Origin of the sequence: Paraburkholderia podalyriae, assembly GCF_014397785.1 — a bacterium.
Taxonomy (GTDB): Bacteria; Pseudomonadota; Gammaproteobacteria; order Burkholderiales; family Burkholderiaceae; genus Paraburkholderia; species Paraburkholderia podalyriae.
The window spans coordinates 1-18,731 of the sequence record NZ_VZQQ01000069.1; the positions used below are offsets into that span (position 1 = coordinate 1).

Sequence of the window (18,731 nt, forward strand, 5' to 3'; positions counted from 1 at the left end):
AGCCTCGCGAAGCTCGGCCTCAAAGATACCGCTGCGCCCGCAGTTTGGGAGGCCGTCCTGTCTGCTTGATGAGGTATCCTTTCTATAACAAAAATCTCGTCCAGACCGCCTATTTGCACCAGAGCCGTTAATCAAAACTGGCTGCGATCCAGGGGCGTTACCCCGGCTCCTCTGACTGAGGCAAAAAACCGCGGGAAGCGCCGGAGGTCAAAGTGCGTTACGTACGATAGCCCGTGCGGAGACAGCATTTAACGACCTCGGAAATAGCCGTCCTCGCGTGGTTCAGAAGTTTAGGTAAGGTCATCGAGGTGCGGCGCAAACTGTGTCTGCCCTGCGAATGTGCAGTGGCGTCAAAAGAGAAAATGCAATGCCGCCGCCGCGGGCACTGCCAGATTGGTGAGGAGAAAAGCGTGGTGTCGTGGTCACCTACGAAACGATCCGATGCTGGTGCGAGCGGAAAGAACCGCTCCGCTAACGGTCAGGATATGCGGGCTGTAGAGCCTGGCTCACATCCTTGATGTCCCGGCCGGTTGCACGATTGAGCTCGCGCGAGCCCATGGCCCAGTGGCGCTTTTGGTTCGTTGAGGTAACGGGTAACTAACGGTGTCAGCGCGATTTGCGCAGCGCCTCTTCAACGAACGCATTCGTGCAGGTCTCGCTGACCTTCACTGACTCATATGCGCGATTGACCTCGTGCTGCAGGGCGGTGCCCAGCTACGCCGTTAGCCGCAAAGGCTGCAATTGCCGCCTTTGCAGACATGCAACACACTCGCGCGTCCCGCCTCGGCGCGTGTTCCGGGCCCTTTCACGCCTGCTCCCGTCAATTGCTCGGCCTGACTTTGCGGCCTCCACCGTTCCGTGATGTTGAGTTGCACGTTGCGTGCCGTGATCATCGTTTCGGGCACAACGCATTGCTCGCAATAGGGACAGTCGAGAACATTGTCGCGCATGGACACGGCTAGCAATTTCTCGAAGATTCCCCCACATGAGGGACAACGCATATCGTAAAGCGGCATGTTACGTACTCCCCTTCAGTCGTAAAAAGATCGGACGCGCATTGCTGCGCGTCTCGCGGCGGAGCCGCCAACTCAGCCGCCCTGACTCTGGACCCGCCCGTCAGTCCCTGTGACCCCAGAACGCGCGCTCGCTGAGCATTCCGGTCGGTGCAATGTTCTTCTCGAAGATCGCGAGTGGCAATGACACCGTGGCCGAGCAGTTCGGAATATCGACGATGCCGCCAATGCGACCTTCAACCGGCGCCGCGGTGAGCAACATGTATGCTTGCGGCCCGGTAAATCCATGCTGCTTCAGGTAGTCGATAGCCTTCAGGCAAGCCTGGCGATAGGCGACCGTAGCGTCCATGTAATAGTTCTTTCCGTTCTCGACGCTAATTCCTTCAAAGGTCAGCCATTGGTCGTAATGCGGCCTGATCGGGCTAGGCATGAAAACCGGTGCACTGAGATTGTACTTGGCCATGCCGCCTTTGATGAGGTCGAAGCCGACATGAGTCGCGCCGTCCATTTCAATCGCGCCGCAAAAACTGATTTCGCCGTCGCCTTGGGAGAAGTGCAGATCGCCCATCGAGAAGCCCGCGCCCTTGACGTAAACCGGGAAGAAGATCCGGGTTCCGCTCGAGAGATCCTTGATGTCGGTATTGCCGCCATGCTCGCGCGGGGGAACGGTGCGGGCTGCCTCCTTCGCCATCCGGTCAAAGGCGGCTCCGCGTACGCCGCGCAGCACAGCGGTCGACGGCTCCGGCGGTTTTGCAAGACCCAGCTCGGCCAGCGGCGCCTCACGGCGATTCCACTCGGCCAGCAATTCGGTCGACGGAAGACAGCCCATCAGGCCCGGGTGCGTCAACCCGGCGATGCGCACACCCGGGATATGGCGCGAAGTGGCGTACAGACCTTTCAGGTCCCAGATCGCCTTGGCCGCATCTGGAAAATAGTCGCCGAGAAAACCGCCGCCGTTGCTCTTCGCGAACACGCCGGAAAAGCCCACCGGCGTGATCGGTTTGATATCGAGAAGATCGACGACCAGCAAGTCGCCAGGCTCCGCTCCTTCGATATGGAACGGACCGGTAAGCGGATGTGCGCGAGTCAGGTCGATATCGCGCACATCGTCAGTGCTGTCGTTGTCCTTGATTTGCGCGTCCAGAAAGTCGAGCGACTCGATGATGATCTCTTCACCGGGCTTAACCGTCGACAGGAACGGAATATCCGGATGCCAGCGGTTATGGCCAAGTTCCGCTTGTTCGGCAAGCGGCACGCCTGGCTTGATCGTGAAATGTTGCATGTATTCTCTCCGTGATATCAGAACGTGTTTGCAGTTACGGCGGGCGGGCTCGATCTAAGCTGCGCGATAGACGCATGCGGCGCAGCCAGCCTGGTAGCCGCCATTGACCGTGTCGTCCTTGATCTGCGTACATACTTTGGCGGTCCATTCGGCTTTTTCCAGCACCGTACCGTCAGGCAAGGTGCCGCCGCGTGCATCGAAGCGCAGCAGGAAAACCGCACAGGTCTGCACTCCGGCTACACTTCGACCTCTATGCCTGTCGGTAAAGCCAGCATGGCCGAAGCGGTTGTAGTACATATAACCAAGCATCGTGTTTATTCCTTTCCAGTAAGCAGCGTGCGATAAACGCCCGCCTTGTCCTGCATCCCTTGGGACGTCAAACAGAGAGGTAGCCGCTGATCTTCGCGATATCGACTTCATCGCGCCAGTCTTCGTGGACGAAGCGGCCCTTCTCGATCACCAGCAGACGGTCCGCAATTTCCATCGTGAAACTCAGCACTTGCTCCGAAACGATGATGGTGAGTTGCCTGAGATCCCGGATCTCTTTCAGCGAACGGGCAATGTCCTTGATGATGGAGGGCTGAATTCCTTCGGTAGGCTCATCGAGCAGTAGTACTTTTGGATTGGTGACCAGCGCGCGCGCGATGGCAAGTTGCTGCTGCTGCCCGCCCGACAAATTCCCACCGCGGCGATCGCGCATATCGTATAAAACAGGAAAGAGATCGAAGATTTCCGCCGGCACCCTACCCCGCGCCGCTTTCGGCAAGCCCGTCTTGATGTTTTCGAGCACCGTGAGCGTCGAAAAAATCATCCGGCCTTGCGGCACATACGCAATCCCTCGCGCGACCCGCTCGAACGGCGGCAGTTTTGCGACGTCGACACCGGCCACTTCCACCTTGCCCGCACGACACGTGAGAATGCCCATCAACGATTTGAAAAAGGTCGTTTTACCCATGCCGTTGCGGCCCATCACGGCGACGATTTCGCCGGTGGCAGCGCTCAGATCGAGTTGATGGATCACTTCGCTCTGACCGTAGCCCGAGACCAGTCCTGTAACGTTGAACATAAACTGTTCCTTTTGAATGCAAACTTGCCGTTCCGGCGCTACACGATCGCGCTTCAATGTCCGAGGTACACTTCGATCACTTTCGGGTTGGACTGCACCGCCTCCATGCTTCCTTCGGCCAGTACTTTGCCCTGATGCAGCACGGTGACGCGGTGTGCGATGTTCTTAACGAATTCCATGTCGTGCTCGATCACGACTACCGACCGATTTTTGGCGACCCGCGACAACAATTCGGCGGTCTTTTCGCGCTCCGACACGCTCATGCCCGCGACCGGCTCATCTAGAAGCATCAGTTCAGGATCCTGCATCAGCAACATGCCGATCTCGAGCCACTGTTTCTGCCCGTGGCTCAGTAACTCAGCCGTTTGATCCAGCATCTCGGTGAGAAACACTTCCTCCGCGATCTGGCGCACTCGCTCATCCACGTCAGGGGTACGGCGGAAAGCGATGGCGCCGAACACACTGCGCCCACGGGGAAACGACACTTCGAGGTTTTCGTACGTAGTGAGGTTTTCGTATATCGAAGGAGTCTGGAACTTGCGTCCTATCCCGGCGCGCACGATCATGTGCTCGCTCATCTTCGTCAATTCCAGGCCTTTGAAATTGATGCTACCGCTGGTGGCTCGCGTCTTCCCGCTTATCAGGTCGAGTACGGTGGTTTTGCCCGCTCCGTTCGGTCCGATCACGACACGCACCTCGTTGCGGTCCACATAGAGATTCAGGCCGTCCACGGCCTTGAAGCCGTCGAACGAAACCGTCAGATCCTCGACCGATAGTACGAAATCTTTTTTAGCCATGGTGTTCTCTGTTTTTGCGGATAGACCTGCGTCAGGCCTCGGGATCGGAAGCCGACAGCGTCACCAGCGCGCGGCGCCGCAGATAGCCGCTCACCGATAAGCGTGCAAGCAGCTGCTTGCCATGACTTTCATAAAGACCGGCGAGGCCATTCGGGAAGAACATCACCACACCGATGAAGAGCGCCCCCATCAGGAATAGCCACAGTTGCGGAAACGATTCCGAAAAATACGACTCGCCGAAGTTCACCAGCAACGCGCCGTAGACTGCACCAAACAAGGATGTGCGGCCCCCTACGGCGCAAAAGATCACCATCTCGATCGAGGGAACGATGCCCACGAACGACGGGGACATGAAGCCGACCTGCAGCGAAAACATCGCGCCGCCGATGGCGGAGAACACGGCTGCGACTGAGAACACGAAGATCTTCAGCGCAGCAACGTCGTAGCCTGAGAAACGTACACGCTCCTCCTTGTCGCGCATCGCCACCAGCAGCTTGCCGAGCTTGCTCGACAGCAGAAACTTGCCAAATGCGATGCACAGGAACAGCAGGCCGGCATTGACGAAGTACAGGACGTAGTGCGCCGAAGTAGTGCGGATGTCCCAGCCGAGCACCGTGCGCAAATCGGTTATACCGTTCACGCCACCGGTCAGCCCCTGCTGCCCGATGATCAGGATAGACAGAATGGCGGCAATCGCCTGCGTCACAATCGCGAAGTACACATCGCCGACGCGTCGTTTGAACATGGCGAGACCGATGACAAAGGCAAGCAGAGCCGGTATCACCAGCACCGCGGCGATAGCGAACCAGAAGTGCCTGAATGGTTCCCACATCAGCGGCAGATGTGTAATCTGATTCCAGTCCATGAAGTCTGGAATTCCCGGCGTGGACTGGATCTTTGTACTGACCGGATCCGATGCTTCCAGCTTCAGGAACATTGCCATGCAATAGCCGCCCAGACCGAAGAACACGCCCTGCCCCAGGCTGAGGATCCCGCCGTAGCCCCAGCACAGCGTCAGTCCTATCGCCACGAACCCGTAAGTGAGATATTTGCCCACCAGGTTCAGCCTGAAAATGTCCAGCGTCAACGGCAGCAGCACCAGTATCAGAAGACCCAGCCAGATGAACCCCATCACACCGGAGCGTCCACCCAGCCACTTGAGAGATCCCGAATTCATTGCTTTCTCCTGCGATCGAACAGTTAGCGCCGCACTTTCGGTGCGAAAAGACCTTGCGGACGTAGCATCAAAATGACGATCACGGCTGACAAGGTGAGCACCTTCGCCATTGAGCCAGACAGAAAGAACTCAGTGGTTGACTGGGTCTGGGCGATCGAGAACGCGGAGGCAATCGTGCCGAAGAGGCTTTGCGCGCCACCGAATACCACGGTCAGGAAGGTGTCCACGATATAAAGCGAACCGCTTGTCGGACCAGTCGAGCCCATGGTAGTGAAGGCCGCGCCTGCTATGCCGGCAATCCCGCATCCAAGCGCAAAGGTCAGGCGGTCGACTTTGCCGGTGTTGATCCCGACGGCGCCGGCCATGATCCGGTTCTGGGTGGTAGCCCGCACCTTCACGCCCCAATGCGATTTGTACAGAAACAGCAGCAGGATCGCCGTGAGCATCATGGTAAGGACCATCACCATCAGGCCGTTGATCGGGATGTCGAGACCCTGATAAGGCGATAGTGAACCCATTAGCCATTGCGGAAGATCCGGACTGACTTCCTGTGAGCCGAACACCGAGCGAAAGGTTTGCTGCATGGCAAGCGAGAGGCCCCAGGTCGCCAGCAGGGTGTCGAGTGGACGCCGGTATAGATGGCGAATCAGCAGCCATTCCACGAGGTATCCGAAGGCGAAAGCAACCGCGAACGCGACCACAATGGCCACGAAGAAATAGACAGGTTGCAGTGCCGGCGCATATTTGTGCATCAAGGCCGACAACACATAAGTCGTGTAGGCGCCGATCGTCAAAAACTCGCCATGCGCCATATTGATCACGCCCATCTGCCCGAAGATGATGGCCAGACCGAGCGCCATCAGCAGCAAGACGCTGAATACCGAGAGGCCATTGAAGCCCTGCATAGCGACGATCGCGCCGAACTGCGAGAACCAAGCCATGGTCAATCCCCTGCGCGGCCTGCGTTCGAGCAGGCGGTGTTGAACATCGAAAAGTGCTATATCGACTTGCGATTCCCGCCGGCGCCAACCATTGCTACCGCCGGCGATGACTCTCAGCTTTTTATTGATAGCCCTTCGGAAACGGATTCGGTTCAATCAAGTCCGACTTGTAGACAACCTTGAACTGACCATCGCGCTGGCCCTGGCCGATCAACGTGTTGCTCCACAAGTGGTGATTCGGGTGAACCTTGATGTCGCCTTCTGGCGCATCCTTGAACTCCAGACCCGGCGAAGCCGCCACTACCTTGTTGACGTCGAAGCTGCCGGCTTTCTCGCAGGCCATCTTCCACAGCCATGGGCCGAGGTACGCGGCCTGAGTCACGTCACCGATCACCGCGTCCTTGCCATACTTGGCCTTGAACGCCGCAACGAATTTCTTGTTGGCAGGGTTGTCCAGGCTCTGGAAATACTTCATGCACGAGTAGAACCCCTGGAAGTTTTCGCCACCGATACCCAGCAGCTCATCTTCGGTCACTGAGATGGTCAGCAACAGCTGCTTGTCGCCTGTTACGCCAGCAGCCTTCAGTTGCTTGTAGAACGCGACATTGCTGCCGCCCACCACGTCCGCGAAAATCACGTCCGGCTTCTTGAACTTCATCTTGTTGATAAGCGAACCGAACTCGGTATTGCCGAGCGGGTAGTACTCTTCACCGACCACTTCGCCGTGCAGCACGTTTTCAATGTGCTTGCGGGCGATCTTGTTGGAGGTGCGCGGCCAGATGTAGTCGGAGCCGATGAGATAGAACGTCTTGGCCTTCTTCTCTTTGGCGAACCAGCTCAGGCTGGCCAGCACTTGCTGGGTCGCTTCCTGGCCGGTATAGAACACGTTTTTCGACTGCTCGAGGCCTTCATAAAAGGTTGGGTAGTACAGCAGGCCATTGTCTTTTTCGAAGACCGGCAGCACGGCTTTACGTGACGCGGACGTCCAGCAGCCGAACACCGTGGCGACCTTGTCGCTTTCGAGCAGCTTGGTCGCCTTTTCGGCAAAGGTCGGCCAGTCGCTCGCGCCGTCCTCCTGGATCACCTTGATCTGGCGGCCGAGCACTCCGCCCATCGCGTTGATCTGTTCGATCGCGAGGCGTTCGGCGCGGATCGATCCGGTCTCGCTGATCGCCATCGTGCCGGTTGACGAATGCAGCTGACCAACCGTCACCGTGGTATCGGTGATCGCCCTGCCCGTCGTGTTGACTTGCGAAGTCGGCGGAGCAGCAGCGAACGATGGCTTGACCATCATCGCAAGCGGCAGAGAAGCAAGTGCCAGTGCGACTTTCCGGCGGCCCGGAGAGGCGAGTTGGACTGCGAGGGCGGATGATTCGCAAGCATGGTCGTCGCCGTTGTCGTCGAAGCGTTGTGTCATTTTTCAAGGTCCTTGTCTGCGTGGGTTTCAGGTCTGGCTGGCGAGCCCGGCGTGACGCGAAGTGCGGGCGCCAGCCTGCATGGCGCCGACACGGCGGCTCTTTTGTCGTTGAGCGGCTGAGGCAGAATAGGTATCCGAATTTCCGATCGGAATACGTCATATGACTTACGTGCCCTGTAGCCTCGCGGAAGTACAACGATGCCTTTGCACAAGCGGATCGGGGATACACGCGACGGCGTGGCTGCGTGGCGAATGCGCGCGCCTACGTCAAATGACGTATCGGCAGGTCGGGCGCACGTCGCTATGCTCGACGCGGGCAAGCGTGGCGTAGGCCACGGCCTGTCGACCAACCTGAGGGGGTGCGCTGTGGCGGTGCGGCAATGCCACATTCGGGACGCGTCGCGCACCGCTTTGAGTCTGCGCCGCGCATGCCCGCTCGCGCGGAGTGCTGCACGCTTATGACTGCATCACGCGCTGCGTATGTGTGGCATGCGCCTTGCAACTATTGGCTGCTTCGCTTTAACCACAGCCCGATTCCGGACAATTTTGGTGAACCAGTCTCCCGAACCTGCGGTCCCCCGTGCAATACCCGTGCAGCGCATCATCAAGGTGCGGCGCGATTACAACACCTGGGTCGCCGACGAAACCATCGAAGACTATGCGCTGCGTTTCACGCCACGCACGTTTCGCAAGTGGTCCGAGTTCCGGGTAGCCAATACGGCGTTTGGCGCGATCTCGTTCTTGGCGCTCGAAGCAGTTGGCGGCTCGATCACCGTCAGTTTCGGCTTCACCAACGCGCTCTGGGCAATCGTGCTTGTCGGCGCGATCATTTTTCTGACGAGCCTGCCGATCAGCTATTACGCAGCGAAGTTCGGCGTCGACATGGATCTGCTGACCCGCGGCGCCGGGTTCGGGTATATCGGCTCGACCGTCACATCGCTGATCTACGCGTCGTTTACTTTTATTTTCTTCGCGCTCGAAGCCACCATCATGGCGATGGCGTTGCAGTTGTACTTTGGGATTCCCCTTTCACTGAGTTATCTGATTTGCGCAGTAATCGTGATCCCGCTCGTCACACACGGCATTACGCTGATCAGCCGCCTGCAGGCGTTCACCCAGCCACTGTGGCTCGTGTTGCTGATGCTGCCTTATGCGGCTGTGATCTGGAAAGAGCCGGGCTTACTGCGAGAGTTGCCCAACTTCGTCGGCAACGCCGGCGGGCATGGACACTTCGACCTGCTGATGTTCGGCACCGCCACGACGGTGCTCACTTCGATGATCGCGCAGGTAGGAGAACAGGTCGACTTTCTTCGCTTTCTGCCCGAGCGGACCTCGCTCAACAAGCGCCGCTGGACTTTGAGCATGCTGAGCGCCGGCCCAGGCTGGATCGTTCTTGGCGTGGCCAAGCTGCTCGGCGGTTCTTTCCTCGCCGTGCTCGCGATTCAGCATGGCGTGTTGCCCGACCGCGCGGTCGAGCCGACCCAGATGTACCTCGTTGCGTACAAGTATCTGTTCGGCTCGCCGGAATGCGCGCTGTTGGTCACCACGTTCTTCATTGTCCTGTCGCAACTCAAGATCAATGTGACCAACGCCTACGCGGGATCGCTCGCATGGTCGAACTTCTTCGCGCGGCTGACGCATAGCCACCCCGGTCGCGTGGTGTGGCTTGTGTTCAATGTGCTGATCGCGTTCATGCTCATGGAGCTGGGAGTATTCCGCGCGCTCGAACAAGTACTCGGGCTTTATGCGAATATCGCGATCAGCTGGGTCGGTGCGGTAGTGGCCGATCTGGTGATCAACAAACCGCTTGGCCTGAGCCCGAAGGGCATCGAGTTCAAGCGCGCGCATTTGTACGATGTCAATCCGGTGGGCGTCGGCGCGACACTGATTGCCTCGACGCTGTCGGTACTGGCGTTTACTCACGTGCTGGGGGAGACCGCCCACGCGTTTTCGGCGCTGATCGCGCTCACCACCGCTCTGATTGCCGCGCCGGCGATTGCCTGGGCGACCAGTGGCAAATACTACATCGCGCGCCAACCGGTTGCGTTGGCCGGGGTTCCACTGGGCAAAGGCTATCAGTCGATTCGTTGCTGCATTTGCGACAAGGCGTACGAAACCGAAGACATGGCGCACTGCCCGGCTTATGAAGGTTCCATCTGCTCTTTATGCTGCACGGTGGATGCGCGCTGCCATGACCTATGCAAACCGGGTGCACGGCTATCCGAGCAAACCAATGCGACGATACGCTGGCTTTTGCCCAAGGCCCTGTCAACCCGTTTCAATACCCGCATCGGCCAATACCTGCTGCTGTTCGTGCTGGTGACCATGATCATGGCCGCCATTCTCGGCCTGATCTATACACAGGAGTCGGTGCTTGTCGACCAACTCTCGCCGGCCGTTGATGTGCTGCTGCGCACGGCATTCCTGAAACTGTTTGCGGTACTGGCGCTCGCGGGCGGGATTGGTTGCTGGTGGAGCGTGCTGACGTCCGAAAGCCGGCGCGTTGCGCAAGAGGAATCGAATCGGCAGACGCATCTGCTGCTCGAGGAAATCGACGCCCATCAGCGCACCGATGCGCAGTTGCAGCGTGCAAAGCAGACAGCTGAAAAAGCCAATCTGGCGAAGAGCCGCTACGTTACCGGCATCAGCCACGAACTGCGCACGCCGCTAAACAGCATTCTCGGCTATGCGCAGATGCTCGAGCAGGATACGTCCATTCCCCCACACCACCATCTCGCGCTGGCGGTGATCCGCCGCAGCGGCGAACACCTTGTATCGTTGATCGACGGGTTGCTCGATATCGCCAAAATCGAGACCGGCAAAATGACGCTGGAATTCGAGGAAGTCCGTTTTCCAGAATTCGTCTCGCAGTTAGCCGACATGGTGAGCTTACAGGCAAGCGCAAAGGGTATCGCCTTCCATTACGAAGCTCCCCCCAACTTGCCCTGCGCGGTGCGCGCCGATAAAAAGCGGGTGGGCCAGATCCTCATCAACGTTCTGGGCAACGCGGTGAAGTTCACCGATCGCGGCAACGTTACGCTGCGGTTGCAATACCGCCGGGAGATGGCGGTCTTCGAAATCATCGATTCAGGCATGGGCATCGATGCCGATGACCTGACTCGCATCTTTTTGCCGTTCCAGCGCGGCGGCAATGTCCCGGGCGGTTCGGAAAATGGCACGGGGCTAGGCCTGACCATCGCCAGAATGCTCGCTGACGTAATGGGAGGCACCCTCACCGTCGACAGCGAGACCGGCCGCGGAAGCACGTTTCGCGTCCAGCTGTTCTTACCGGAAGTACGCGAGCCGCAGCCGGTTCAAGCCCTCCCGAAACTGCCCATAGGCGGCTACGCCGGTCCGACGCGCCGGGTGCTGGTGGTAGACAACGAACGGGTGGACCGCGAGCTGCACGTCAAGTTGCTCGAACCGCTAGGCTTCGAGGTTCAGGAAGCAAGCTCCGGGCTGGAGGCACTGAAGGCCGTCTCGTCGTTCGCGCCCGACCTGATTCTGCTCGATATTGGCATGCCGCTGCTGGACGGCTGGGAAACCGCGCGCCTCTTTCGCGCCAACTTGATGAGCAATGCGCCGATCATCGTCGTCTCGGCCAATGCCTTCGACAAGGGCCGGAAAAACGCCGCGGGCATTCGCAACGAGGATTTTCTCGTGAAGCCTGTCAATGTCGTTGAACTGCTCGAATTGATCCGCGAGCGCCTTGACCTGCGATGGGTCCCGGCAACGCCCGTTATTGCGGCGCAGACACCGTCGGTTGACCCGTCACTCGCCGCCGCGCCCTCGACCCTGCCGGCCAAGGCGGCGCTGCCCGGCCCCGAACTGCTGCGCAGTCTGCACGAGTTGGGCAGCCTTGGGTACGTGCGCGGCATCCTCGACAAGCTTGGGGAAATCGACCAGCTCGACCCGTCCTGTGGCGTTTTCACCGGCGTTTTGCGCTCGCACGTCGAGCGCTTCGATCTGGCTGAATATTTGCGACACCTTGACCGAACCCTGCAGGCCAACTCCGATGCTACGCCCCGATCCGCTTCGCGATGTCGTTCTGATTGTTGATGACGCGCCCGAAAACCTGTCTATCCTGCATAGCCTGCTCGACAAATCGGGCTATACGGTGCTGGTGGCAACCGACGGCGCCGGGGCATTGGACCGGGCACGCCGCTTGCCGCCGGATCTGATCCTCCTCGATGCGCTGATGCCCGGCATAGACGGCTTCGAGACCTGCCGACGGCTCAAGGAAGACCTCCAGACCCGTCCGATTCCGGTGATATTCATGACTGGGCTGGCGGAGACTGAGCATGTTCTGCAGGGCTTCCAGGCGGGTGGTGTCGATTACATCACGAAGCCGATCCGTCCCGCAGAAGTGATGGTGCGCATCGCTTCGCATCTGCGCAATTCGCGCCTGGTCGTGCAGACCCGTGCGGCGATGGATGCGGCCGGCCAGGCGGTGGTCGCCGTTGGCCCCAGCGGCGAAGTGCTATGGCTGACGCCGCTTGCCCAGTCGCGGCTACGCGGCTCGCTCGACGCCCAGGGTCGCCTGCCGGCGGCATTGTGCAGTTGGCTCCAGGATGCGCTGCGGGCGCCCGAGGTCAAACCGTTCGAGTTGCAGACCGCAAGGGAACAACTGATAGTCAGCCGGCCGCGTCGCGGCGCTCACGGCGAGGAACTGCTGGTGATCCAGTGCAAGCCCGGTTGGCCCGGACCCGCCGCGTTGATGCAGGCGTTCCGGCTGACCCCTCGCGAAGCCGATGTGCTGTATTGGGTCGCTGTCGGCAAGACCAATCGCGATATCGCCGATATCCTCGGTATGAGCCCGCGCACGGCCAACAAACACCTGGAACACGTCTTCGAAAAGCTCGGTGTGGAGACTCGTACCACGGCTGCGCGCATGGCGTTGAATCTGGTGACACCGCAGACCACGCAGTAAAGGTAAAGCGTCGGCTGAAGGGCTCTGGCTACACGGCGTCTTACCGCGCGGTGCGCGAAATGACGACTGGCGGATTGCACCCTCGGGGACGGCTGTGCGCAGAGCGATCTAGCGAAGGAGCACGCCAGGGCGGAATTCCACAGCCGCGTCAGGTGCTGCGTCAGCGGCCTGACGACAGAATGTCGTTCGCGTTGATAAGCGCGGAGGCGATGTCCTCTACCGTCATCCGCTTGGCCATCGCCTGCTCGCGCATGATGCGATACGCTTCGACTTTGTTGACGCCGCGCTGGCGACAGAGTATCTCCTGTGCTTCCGCAACTTTGCGCGCGCTACCGAGCTTTTCCTCGAGACGCATAATGCGCTTGCGCAGTTTCCTGCGCTCCCGCCCGAGCTCGCGTGCAAGGACGATCGCACTTAGAAGACCGAACGACCGGATGGGCGATGTAACGACGGCTTTTGCGTCGATGTGCAGCATCGCCTCGATAAGCGTCGGGTTCTCATAGTTGAGAACCGCAATCGACGGTGGTGTGTCGTCGTCCGCGCACCAATCGTCAACGAGATCCAGGATGTCCGGAAAGAGGGCGAAGAAAACGACGTCGGTGCCTGCCGGCGCAGAAGGCAGCGGCGGCCAAAACGCTTGCACGTGGCAGCCGATGCGCTGCAGCTGCTGGGTAAGCTGCGCACCGTCGCGGTCGTGCGGATGAAACACGCACACGCGCAATGACCGCAAATCCATTAGCAAGTGAGAGATGGGGAGGGCCGGCGCCGGCACTCCTGGCCCGGCTTCCTCTTCGTCGTTCATTCACTGCTCCAGCTCATCGTTGAACCATCCAGTCGCCTAGTGTATGCGCGACGAGATACGGGTCCGGCCGTACAGGGGCGACGGCTTGCCACACAACGTCGAATTGTCCATCCCGGTTGACCCGGCCGATACGCGGATTGAGATGCGTGTGGTGAGTCGACGGATCGATCCTGACGCGTCCCTGCGGCGCGTCCAATTCGCAGCGCAGCAATTCCGGCATGAGCGTTTCAAGGTCGTTCGAGCCGGCCGCCCGCATGGCCTGCGCAAAGAGATGAACTTGAAAGTACGCCGCTTCCCAGCTCGCGTTAGGAATCGTTTCGGAGCCGAACATCCGCTCGAATTTCTCCAGACAGGCAAGATTGCCCGGAGAGTTGATCGAGCGAAAGTAAGGCGCCGCAGTAAAGTGACCTTCGGCGACGTCCGCGCCCATTTGTGCGACTTCAACTTCTGAGGTCGTCAGGCTCGCGATCGGCATCGATGCCGGATCGAGGCCGGCTCGTGCATAGGCGCTATAAAAGTGCCGCGTTGCGTCGCCGACCACCGTGGAGAAAATGAAGTCAGGCCGGGCCGCGCGAATGTCTTCGACAATTGCGGCGAAGTCGTCCTCCGTGGCACCAAGGCGGACGTACCGTTCGCCTAACTTCACTCCACTCCGGTACTGCGAGACGAGGTCAGACATGATGCGGTTCGACTCGTAGGGATAGATGTAATTCGACCCGACGAGATAGACACGCGCACCAAAGTTGGACGTCATAAAATCGGCCAACTGCACGCTGTTCTGATTGGGCGCTGCACCGGTATAGATGACGTTATCGGAGAACTCGAAGCCTTCGTAGAGCGTGGCGTAGAAAAGCAGCCGATTGCAGCGCTCCACAATCGGCAGTACGGCCTTTCGCGCGCTCGACATATAGCAGCCGAAAATTACCTGAACATCTTCTGCCAGAATGAGCCGTTCCGCAAACATGCGATATTTCGCTGGATCGGAGGCGGGGTCATGGTGGATCGGCACTATTTCGCGTCCTCCGATGCCCCCAGCCTCATTGATCTCGCGTATTGCGAAAAGCGTTCCGTAAAGCTGCGACGACTCGATCGCCGACATAATACCCGTCTCGGAAAACAGAACGCCTACTTTGATCGTTTCGGTATTTGCCACGTTTTTACGCGCCTGTAATTGCCTGGTTCGCCTGATCCAGAATAACCGGGCGCCGCGCGACCCGATACGTCATTGTCTCCGGCCAAAAAAAAACCGGCATATGTTCGGTACGGGCCCCGTAGCATCGGCCGCTCACCTCAAGCTTGCGAGTACCTTACTGACCTCCTGGGCGAGGTTCCCGGCGCCATTCAGTACGAGGTAATGGCCGTGACCGAAGATGGTCCGGACATACCGGTCCGCATCGCGATCGAATGCGAAGCAAAACGGCAAGATCCCGCGCGATGATAGAGCCGATACCGCGTCGCGGGCGTCTTCGATCAGATGCATGGAGTCGTGGACATCCACGTCCGACGGCTCGCCGTCAGTGACGAGCACCAATAGCTTCGCCTCGCTTTGCTCTCCATCGAACTGCGCTGTCGCATGTCGCAAAGCCGCGCCCATGCGTGTCGACAATGTGCCTTTCTGTGCTAGCAGCCGCTCTCGCTGCGCTTTGCCAAACGGTTCGTCGAAATCCTTGACACGCGTGTATCGGACATCGTGACGCCCGTTTGACGAAAACCCGTGCAGCGCAACGCGTGTGGCCGTCGGCTCCAGCGCGGACGCAATCGTCGCAGCGGCCTCTTTTTCGATATCGAGCACGGTCTGTTGTGTTACGCCGATCCTGTCGTTTGTCGACGTGGACAAATCGAGCAGAAACAGTACCGACATGCTTGGCGGCGTGCGCCGCTTTTGTTCGAAGATTCTTCCATCGCCGGCCACACCCATGCGTCGGGCGATGCCATCATCGATGACCGCGTCGAGATCGAGCTCAGGACCTTCGGATTGGCGGCGAAGGCGCCTGGGCGGTCGCTGCCACCCAGATGGCAACGCTTGCCGGACGGCGAGTAGTCCGGCGTCGACACGCTCGCGTTCTGCGGCCGGCGCACGGTCATATACGCACGTCCAATCGAGTAAAAGGAGCCCTACTCGTGAGTGCCACTCTGGATACCTATAAGCACGCCACGCTTCTGTCTCGATGGGCGGATTGTCGAGTAGGCGCATGCTGTCCACCACGTTCGGTCGCGCCGTGGTCTGGTCGGTCGCATCCGGGGCCCATTCCATTCGTGCATGCACCGGTTCGGACTCGATCGTCCACAAATAAGTATTGTCGTCGCGGTACCGCGGCTCAGCGCGGTACGACGATACATCGAACCTCACGCGCATCTGCGCAAGGTCAACGGCCAGTATGTCGGCAACTTCGTGACAGGCGGCGATATCTTCGTGATGCGCGGCAATTGCGTCGAAAAGTCTCCGCCCTTTACAGACCCATTCGTTCGGATCCTCGTAGCTGAAATCATGCAACGCGCGCGCCAGGCGAGCCGCCAGTGACGAGAAGGTCAACATACCGCGTTCGCCCGATGCCGCATGAAACGCACCCCACAAGCTGTGCAGGCCCGGGTAATCGCGCATCAACAAGCGTTCGACACGAGCATCCTCGATCAACGACGCCACCGCAATCCTTAACGCGCCCCGCTTGCCGACCGGCGAAGCGGGACGCGAATAGCGCAAATGGGCAAGCGCATGCGCCACCGAAGCTTGATATTGGCGCGCCGCGCCAGAGCGGTCGCTGCCCTCATCGATGGCTGGCGCAAGGCGTATCACGCCACCTTCGCCGATCGACGTTCGTAATGCGCCGCCGCCGAGTTCGTCGAGCTGGTCGGCGTGCACACAGACGCGTGTCGGCGCACGTTCTTTTCGCGCCTCCATCCCGTCGACATCCCACTGCCCGAATCCGGCTGCATAGCATTCAAGCATCCGCGTCGCTGAGGTGAACGATGCATCGACGACGCCTTGCATTGCCGAGCAGCTTTCGTTGCCCATACGTTCCGCAGGCATCGGGATCAAGCTCCGAATTGCGCGCGGACAAAGCCGTCGAGCGCGGTCTGCAATTCGTCGTCATCGCTGAGCGGGCGCGTCATAGCGAGCGCACAGGCTGCATGAGCGTCGATTCCGCCTCGAATCAGGCCGCATGCGTGCACGAGCATGCGCGTCGATATGCCCTCAGCCAGGCCTCGACCGCGAAGCTTGCGCGATTGAGTTGCAATACGCACGAGTTTGATCGCGATGTCGCGATCGACTTCGCCCTCATGAGCGACGACATCGGTCTCGGCCGCCTCGTCAGGGTACTGAAACTCGATCGCGCCGAAGCGCTGCCGCGTCGAAGCCTTAAGGTCCTTGCCGAACGACTGATATCCGGGGTTGTATGACACGACTAACTGAAAGTCGGGATGGGCGTGAATCAATTCGCCACGCTTGTCGAGCGGCAGAACCCGGCGATCATCCGCCAGTGGATGAATGACAACCAGCGTATCGGGACGCGCCTCGACGACTTCATCAAGGTAGCAGATCGCACCATAACGGACCGCCGTGGTTAGCGGGCCGTCATGCCATTCAGTGCTATCGCCGCGCAGCAGAAAGCGTCCGGTGAGATCAGAAGCGGTCGTATCTTCGTTACATGCCACCGTAATGAGCGGCCTGTTCAGGCTTGCCGCCATGTGCTCGACGAAGCGCGTTTTGCCGCACCCGGTCGGGCCTTTCAGGATTATCGGCATTCGCCGCGCGTGTGCCGCGGCGAATAGTTCGATCTCCCGTCCAATTGGCCGATAATAACGCTCCGTCGCCAATCTGTATTGCGCGAGGATATCCTTCATTGGCATCGTTCCTTGTCAATCGGTGCGCCGGTTTCCCGGCGCCAGGAGTCTTAGCGGTGTTCCGGATCGGCGTGCGGAATGCCTTCGATCGGACACTCCGGGGTCCCGGGCATGGAGCGCGTGATTGCTTCGACCTCGCGGCGCGTGCCTTCAGGGTCATTGATCCACTTGGTGTAGAACTCGTAAGGACATGCCGCTACGCCGTGGACGTCCTCGCCCGAATTGATCTTTCCGGTATAGCCGCGATGCACCAGCTTGTAGAGATGGTTTTGCGACTGCATGTTCTTGCGTGCGTCGCGCAACAGGCTGACAGACAGTTCGCCATACTGGATACCCATTTCTTCCGTTCCGCACTCTCCAAGCGTGCGACCGTCGAAACCGACGATCGCCGAATGGCCGAAGTACGAATAGACACCATCAAAACCGGTGGCGTTTGCCACTGCGACGTAGACATTGTTCATCCACGCCATCGTCTTTGCGGCCATCACCTGCTGCTCTTTCGCCGGATACATATAACCCTGGCAGCGCACGACCAGTTCTGCGCCACGCATCGCGCAGTCACGCCAAATTTCCGGGTAGTTGCCGTCGTCGCAAATGATGAGGCTGATCTTCATCCCCTTCGGTCCTTCCGACACATACGTGCGGTCGCCGGGATACCAGCCTTCGATCGGTGTCCAGGGCATGATCTTCCGATACTTCTGGACGATCTCGCCACGGTTATTAATGAGCAGAAGCGTGTTATACGGCGCCTTGCGTGGATGTTCTTCGTGCTGCTCTCCGGTCAGCGAGAACACGCCCCACACATTGGCTTTCCGGCACGCCGCACTGAAAATCTCAGTCTCCGCACCGGGTACGGTGGCAGCCGTTTCATACATTTCCTTCGGGTCGTACATGATCCCGTGCGTCGAATACTCGGGGAAGATGACAAGATCCATACCGGGCAGACCCTGCTTCATGCCGACCACCATGTCGGCGATCTTGCGCGCGTTCTCGAGTACTTCAGCCTTCGAATGAAGGCGCGGCATTTTGTAGTTGACGACTGCTACACCAACGCAGTCGTTGCTGCTCGAAATATCACCATGACGCATTGCTTTCTCTCCGGGTTGAGTCGGGAAACAAAAAAAAAGCCCGAGCAGACTCATCAGTCTGTTCGGGCTCTATTGCCTTTTCGCTCTTGCCGACAATGTTGGCGACAAGGAGATACATTCATTGCGCTCAAGCGTACGGAACAAGCGAACGCTTGTCAAGGAATCAGAATTCGTCTCTCACCTTCGCTGCAACGTGACGGTTGCTAAACGCGATGCAGGCTACTCGTTGAATGAAACGTGATGAAATGGTAAATGACTTGACAGTCCTTTTTCGTTGCTAGATCCTTCGAACCAGCAATACATCCTTTCGTCAACAGCGACGAATGCAAGAGGCAACAGAGCCCACCGCGCAGCCTGCAAAGGCGCGTGGTGGGC

Annotated in this window: 15 protein-coding genes; 2 read left to right on the plus strand and 13 right to left on the minus strand. The window is 59.2% G+C overall.

Going from position 1 to position 18,731, the window contains the following annotated elements; translation table 11 throughout:
* Positions 1-722: 722 nt before the first annotated feature.
* The 8 genes from F6X42_RS36205 to urtA all read right to left on the minus strand — a co-directional run bounded on the left by F6X42_RS36205 (position 723) and on the right by urtA (position 7,693).
* Complete coding sequence (locus F6X42_RS36205; protein ID WP_187638735.1) at positions 723-1,016, minus strand: FmdB family zinc ribbon protein; 294 nt, start codon at positions 1,014-1,016, stop codon at positions 723-725.
* 100 nt (positions 1,017-1,116) lie between these two features.
* Positions 1,117-2,295 (minus strand): formamidase, encoded by a 1,179-nt coding sequence (gene fmdA / locus F6X42_RS36210; RefSeq protein ID WP_187638736.1) that lies wholly within the window; start codon positions 2,293-2,295, stop codon positions 1,117-1,119.
* 54 nt (positions 2,296-2,349) lie between these two features.
* Positions 2,350-2,604 (minus strand): hypothetical protein, encoded by a 255-nt coding sequence (locus F6X42_RS36215; protein WP_187638737.1) that lies wholly within the window; start codon positions 2,602-2,604, stop codon positions 2,350-2,352.
* A 67-nt stretch (positions 2,605-2,671) separates the two neighbouring features.
* Positions 2,672-3,361 (minus strand): urea ABC transporter ATP-binding subunit UrtE, encoded by a 690-nt coding sequence (gene urtE, locus F6X42_RS36220; protein WP_187638754.1) that lies wholly within the window; start codon positions 3,359-3,361, stop codon positions 2,672-2,674.
* A gap of 53 nt (positions 3,362-3,414) precedes the next feature.
* Positions 3,415-4,158 carry an urea ABC transporter ATP-binding protein UrtD gene (gene urtD, locus F6X42_RS36225; RefSeq protein WP_187638738.1) on the minus strand — a complete coding sequence of 248 codons (744 nt, stop codon included), beginning with the start codon at positions 4,156-4,158 and terminating at the stop codon, positions 3,415-3,417.
* A gap of 31 nt (positions 4,159-4,189) precedes the next feature.
* Positions 4,190-5,335: an urea ABC transporter permease subunit UrtC gene (gene urtC, locus F6X42_RS36230; protein WP_187638739.1), complete on the minus strand. Its 1,146-nt coding sequence runs from the start codon at positions 5,333-5,335 to the stop codon at positions 4,190-4,192.
* 23 nt (positions 5,336-5,358) lie between these two features.
* Positions 5,359-6,276, minus strand: coding sequence for an urea ABC transporter permease subunit UrtB (gene urtB, locus F6X42_RS36235; RefSeq protein ID WP_187638740.1), 918 nt, complete (start codon positions 6,274-6,276; stop codon positions 5,359-5,361).
* Positions 6,277-6,397: 121 nt separating this feature from the next.
* Positions 6,398-7,693: an urea ABC transporter substrate-binding protein gene (gene urtA, locus F6X42_RS36240; RefSeq protein ID WP_187638741.1), complete on the minus strand. Its 1,296-nt coding sequence runs from the start codon at positions 7,691-7,693 to the stop codon at positions 6,398-6,400.
* A 546-nt stretch (positions 7,694-8,239) separates the two neighbouring features.
* Here urtA and F6X42_RS36245 point away from each other — a divergent pair.
* Together F6X42_RS36245 and F6X42_RS36250 are read left to right on the plus strand one after the other, a co-directional pair.
* Entirely contained in the window at positions 8,240-11,752 is a 3,513-nt protein-coding gene (locus F6X42_RS36245; protein ID WP_429534891.1) for an ATP-binding protein, read from the plus strand.
* On the plus strand, positions 11,709-12,623 hold the full coding sequence (locus tag F6X42_RS36250) for a response regulator transcription factor (RefSeq protein ID WP_187638743.1): 915 nt from the start codon (positions 11,709-11,711) through the stop codon (positions 12,621-12,623). Before F6X42_RS36245 ends, F6X42_RS36250 begins: the two co-directional genes overlap by 44 nt.
* Before the next feature lie 160 nt (positions 12,624-12,783).
* Here the strand turns inward: F6X42_RS36250 and F6X42_RS36255 are convergent, their stop codons facing one another.
* From F6X42_RS36255 to F6X42_RS36275, 5 genes are all read right to left on the minus strand, one after another.
* The gene (locus F6X42_RS36255; protein ID WP_187638744.1) at positions 12,784-13,425 is read right to left on the minus strand and encodes an ANTAR domain-containing response regulator; all 642 of its coding nucleotides are present in this window, start codon (positions 13,423-13,425) and stop codon (positions 12,784-12,786) included.
* 13 nt (positions 13,426-13,438) lie between these two features.
* Entirely contained in the window at positions 13,439-14,578 is a 1,140-nt protein-coding gene (locus F6X42_RS36260; RefSeq protein ID WP_187638745.1) for a transporter substrate-binding domain-containing protein, read from the minus strand.
* Positions 14,579-14,710: 132 nt separating this feature from the next.
* Entirely contained in the window at positions 14,711-16,069 is a 1,359-nt protein-coding gene (locus tag F6X42_RS36265; RefSeq protein ID WP_187638746.1) for a nitric oxide reductase activation protein NorD, read from the minus strand.
* Positions 16,070-16,458: 389 nt separating this feature from the next.
* The gene (locus F6X42_RS36270) at positions 16,459-17,268 is read right to left on the minus strand and encodes a CbbQ/NirQ/NorQ/GpvN family protein (RefSeq protein WP_187638747.1); all 810 of its coding nucleotides are present in this window, start codon (positions 17,266-17,268) and stop codon (positions 16,459-16,461) included.
* A gap of 50 nt (positions 17,269-17,318) precedes the next feature.
* Positions 17,319-18,356 (minus strand): aliphatic amidase, encoded by a 1,038-nt coding sequence (locus F6X42_RS36275; protein ID WP_187638755.1) that lies wholly within the window; start codon positions 18,354-18,356, stop codon positions 17,319-17,321.
* Positions 18,357-18,731 lie beyond the last annotated feature (375 nt).

Coding starts and splice junctions, on each gene's coding strand:
- F6X42_RS36250 (WP_187638743.1), top strand. CDS start 11,709: ATGCTACGCCCCGATCCGCTTCGCGATGTCGTTCTGATTGTTGATGAC.
- F6X42_RS36215 (WP_187638737.1), bottom strand. CDS start 2,604: ATGCTTGGTTATATGTACTACAACCGCTTCGGCCATGCTGGCTTTACC.
- F6X42_RS36275 (WP_187638755.1), bottom strand. CDS start 18,356: ATGCGTCATGGTGATATTTCGAGCAGCAACGACTGCGTTGGTGTAGCA.
- urtA (WP_187638741.1), bottom strand. CDS start 7,693: ATGACACAACGCTTCGACGACAACGGCGACGACCATGCTTGCGAATCA.
- F6X42_RS36205 (WP_187638735.1), bottom strand. CDS start 1,016: ATGCCGCTTTACGATATGCGTTGTCCCTCATGTGGGGGAATCTTCGAG.
- urtE (WP_187638754.1), bottom strand. CDS start 3,361: ATGTTCAACGTTACAGGACTGGTCTCGGGCTACGGTCAGAGCGAAGTG.
- fmdA (WP_187638736.1), bottom strand. CDS start 2,295: ATGCAACATTTCACGATCAAGCCAGGCGTGCCGCTTGCCGAACAAGCG.
- urtB (WP_187638740.1), bottom strand. CDS start 6,276: ATGGCTTGGTTCTCGCAGTTCGGCGCGATCGTCGCTATGCAGGGCTTC.
- F6X42_RS36255 (WP_187638744.1), bottom strand. CDS start 13,425: ATGAACGACGAAGAGGAAGCCGGGCCAGGAGTGCCGGCGCCGGCCCTC.
- F6X42_RS36270 (WP_187638747.1), bottom strand. CDS start 17,268: ATGAAGGATATCCTCGCGCAATACAGATTGGCGACGGAGCGTTATTAT.
- urtC (WP_187638739.1), bottom strand. CDS start 5,335: ATGAATTCGGGATCTCTCAAGTGGCTGGGTGGACGCTCCGGTGTGATG.
- urtD (WP_187638738.1), bottom strand. CDS start 4,158: ATGGCTAAAAAAGATTTCGTACTATCGGTCGAGGATCTGACGGTTTCG.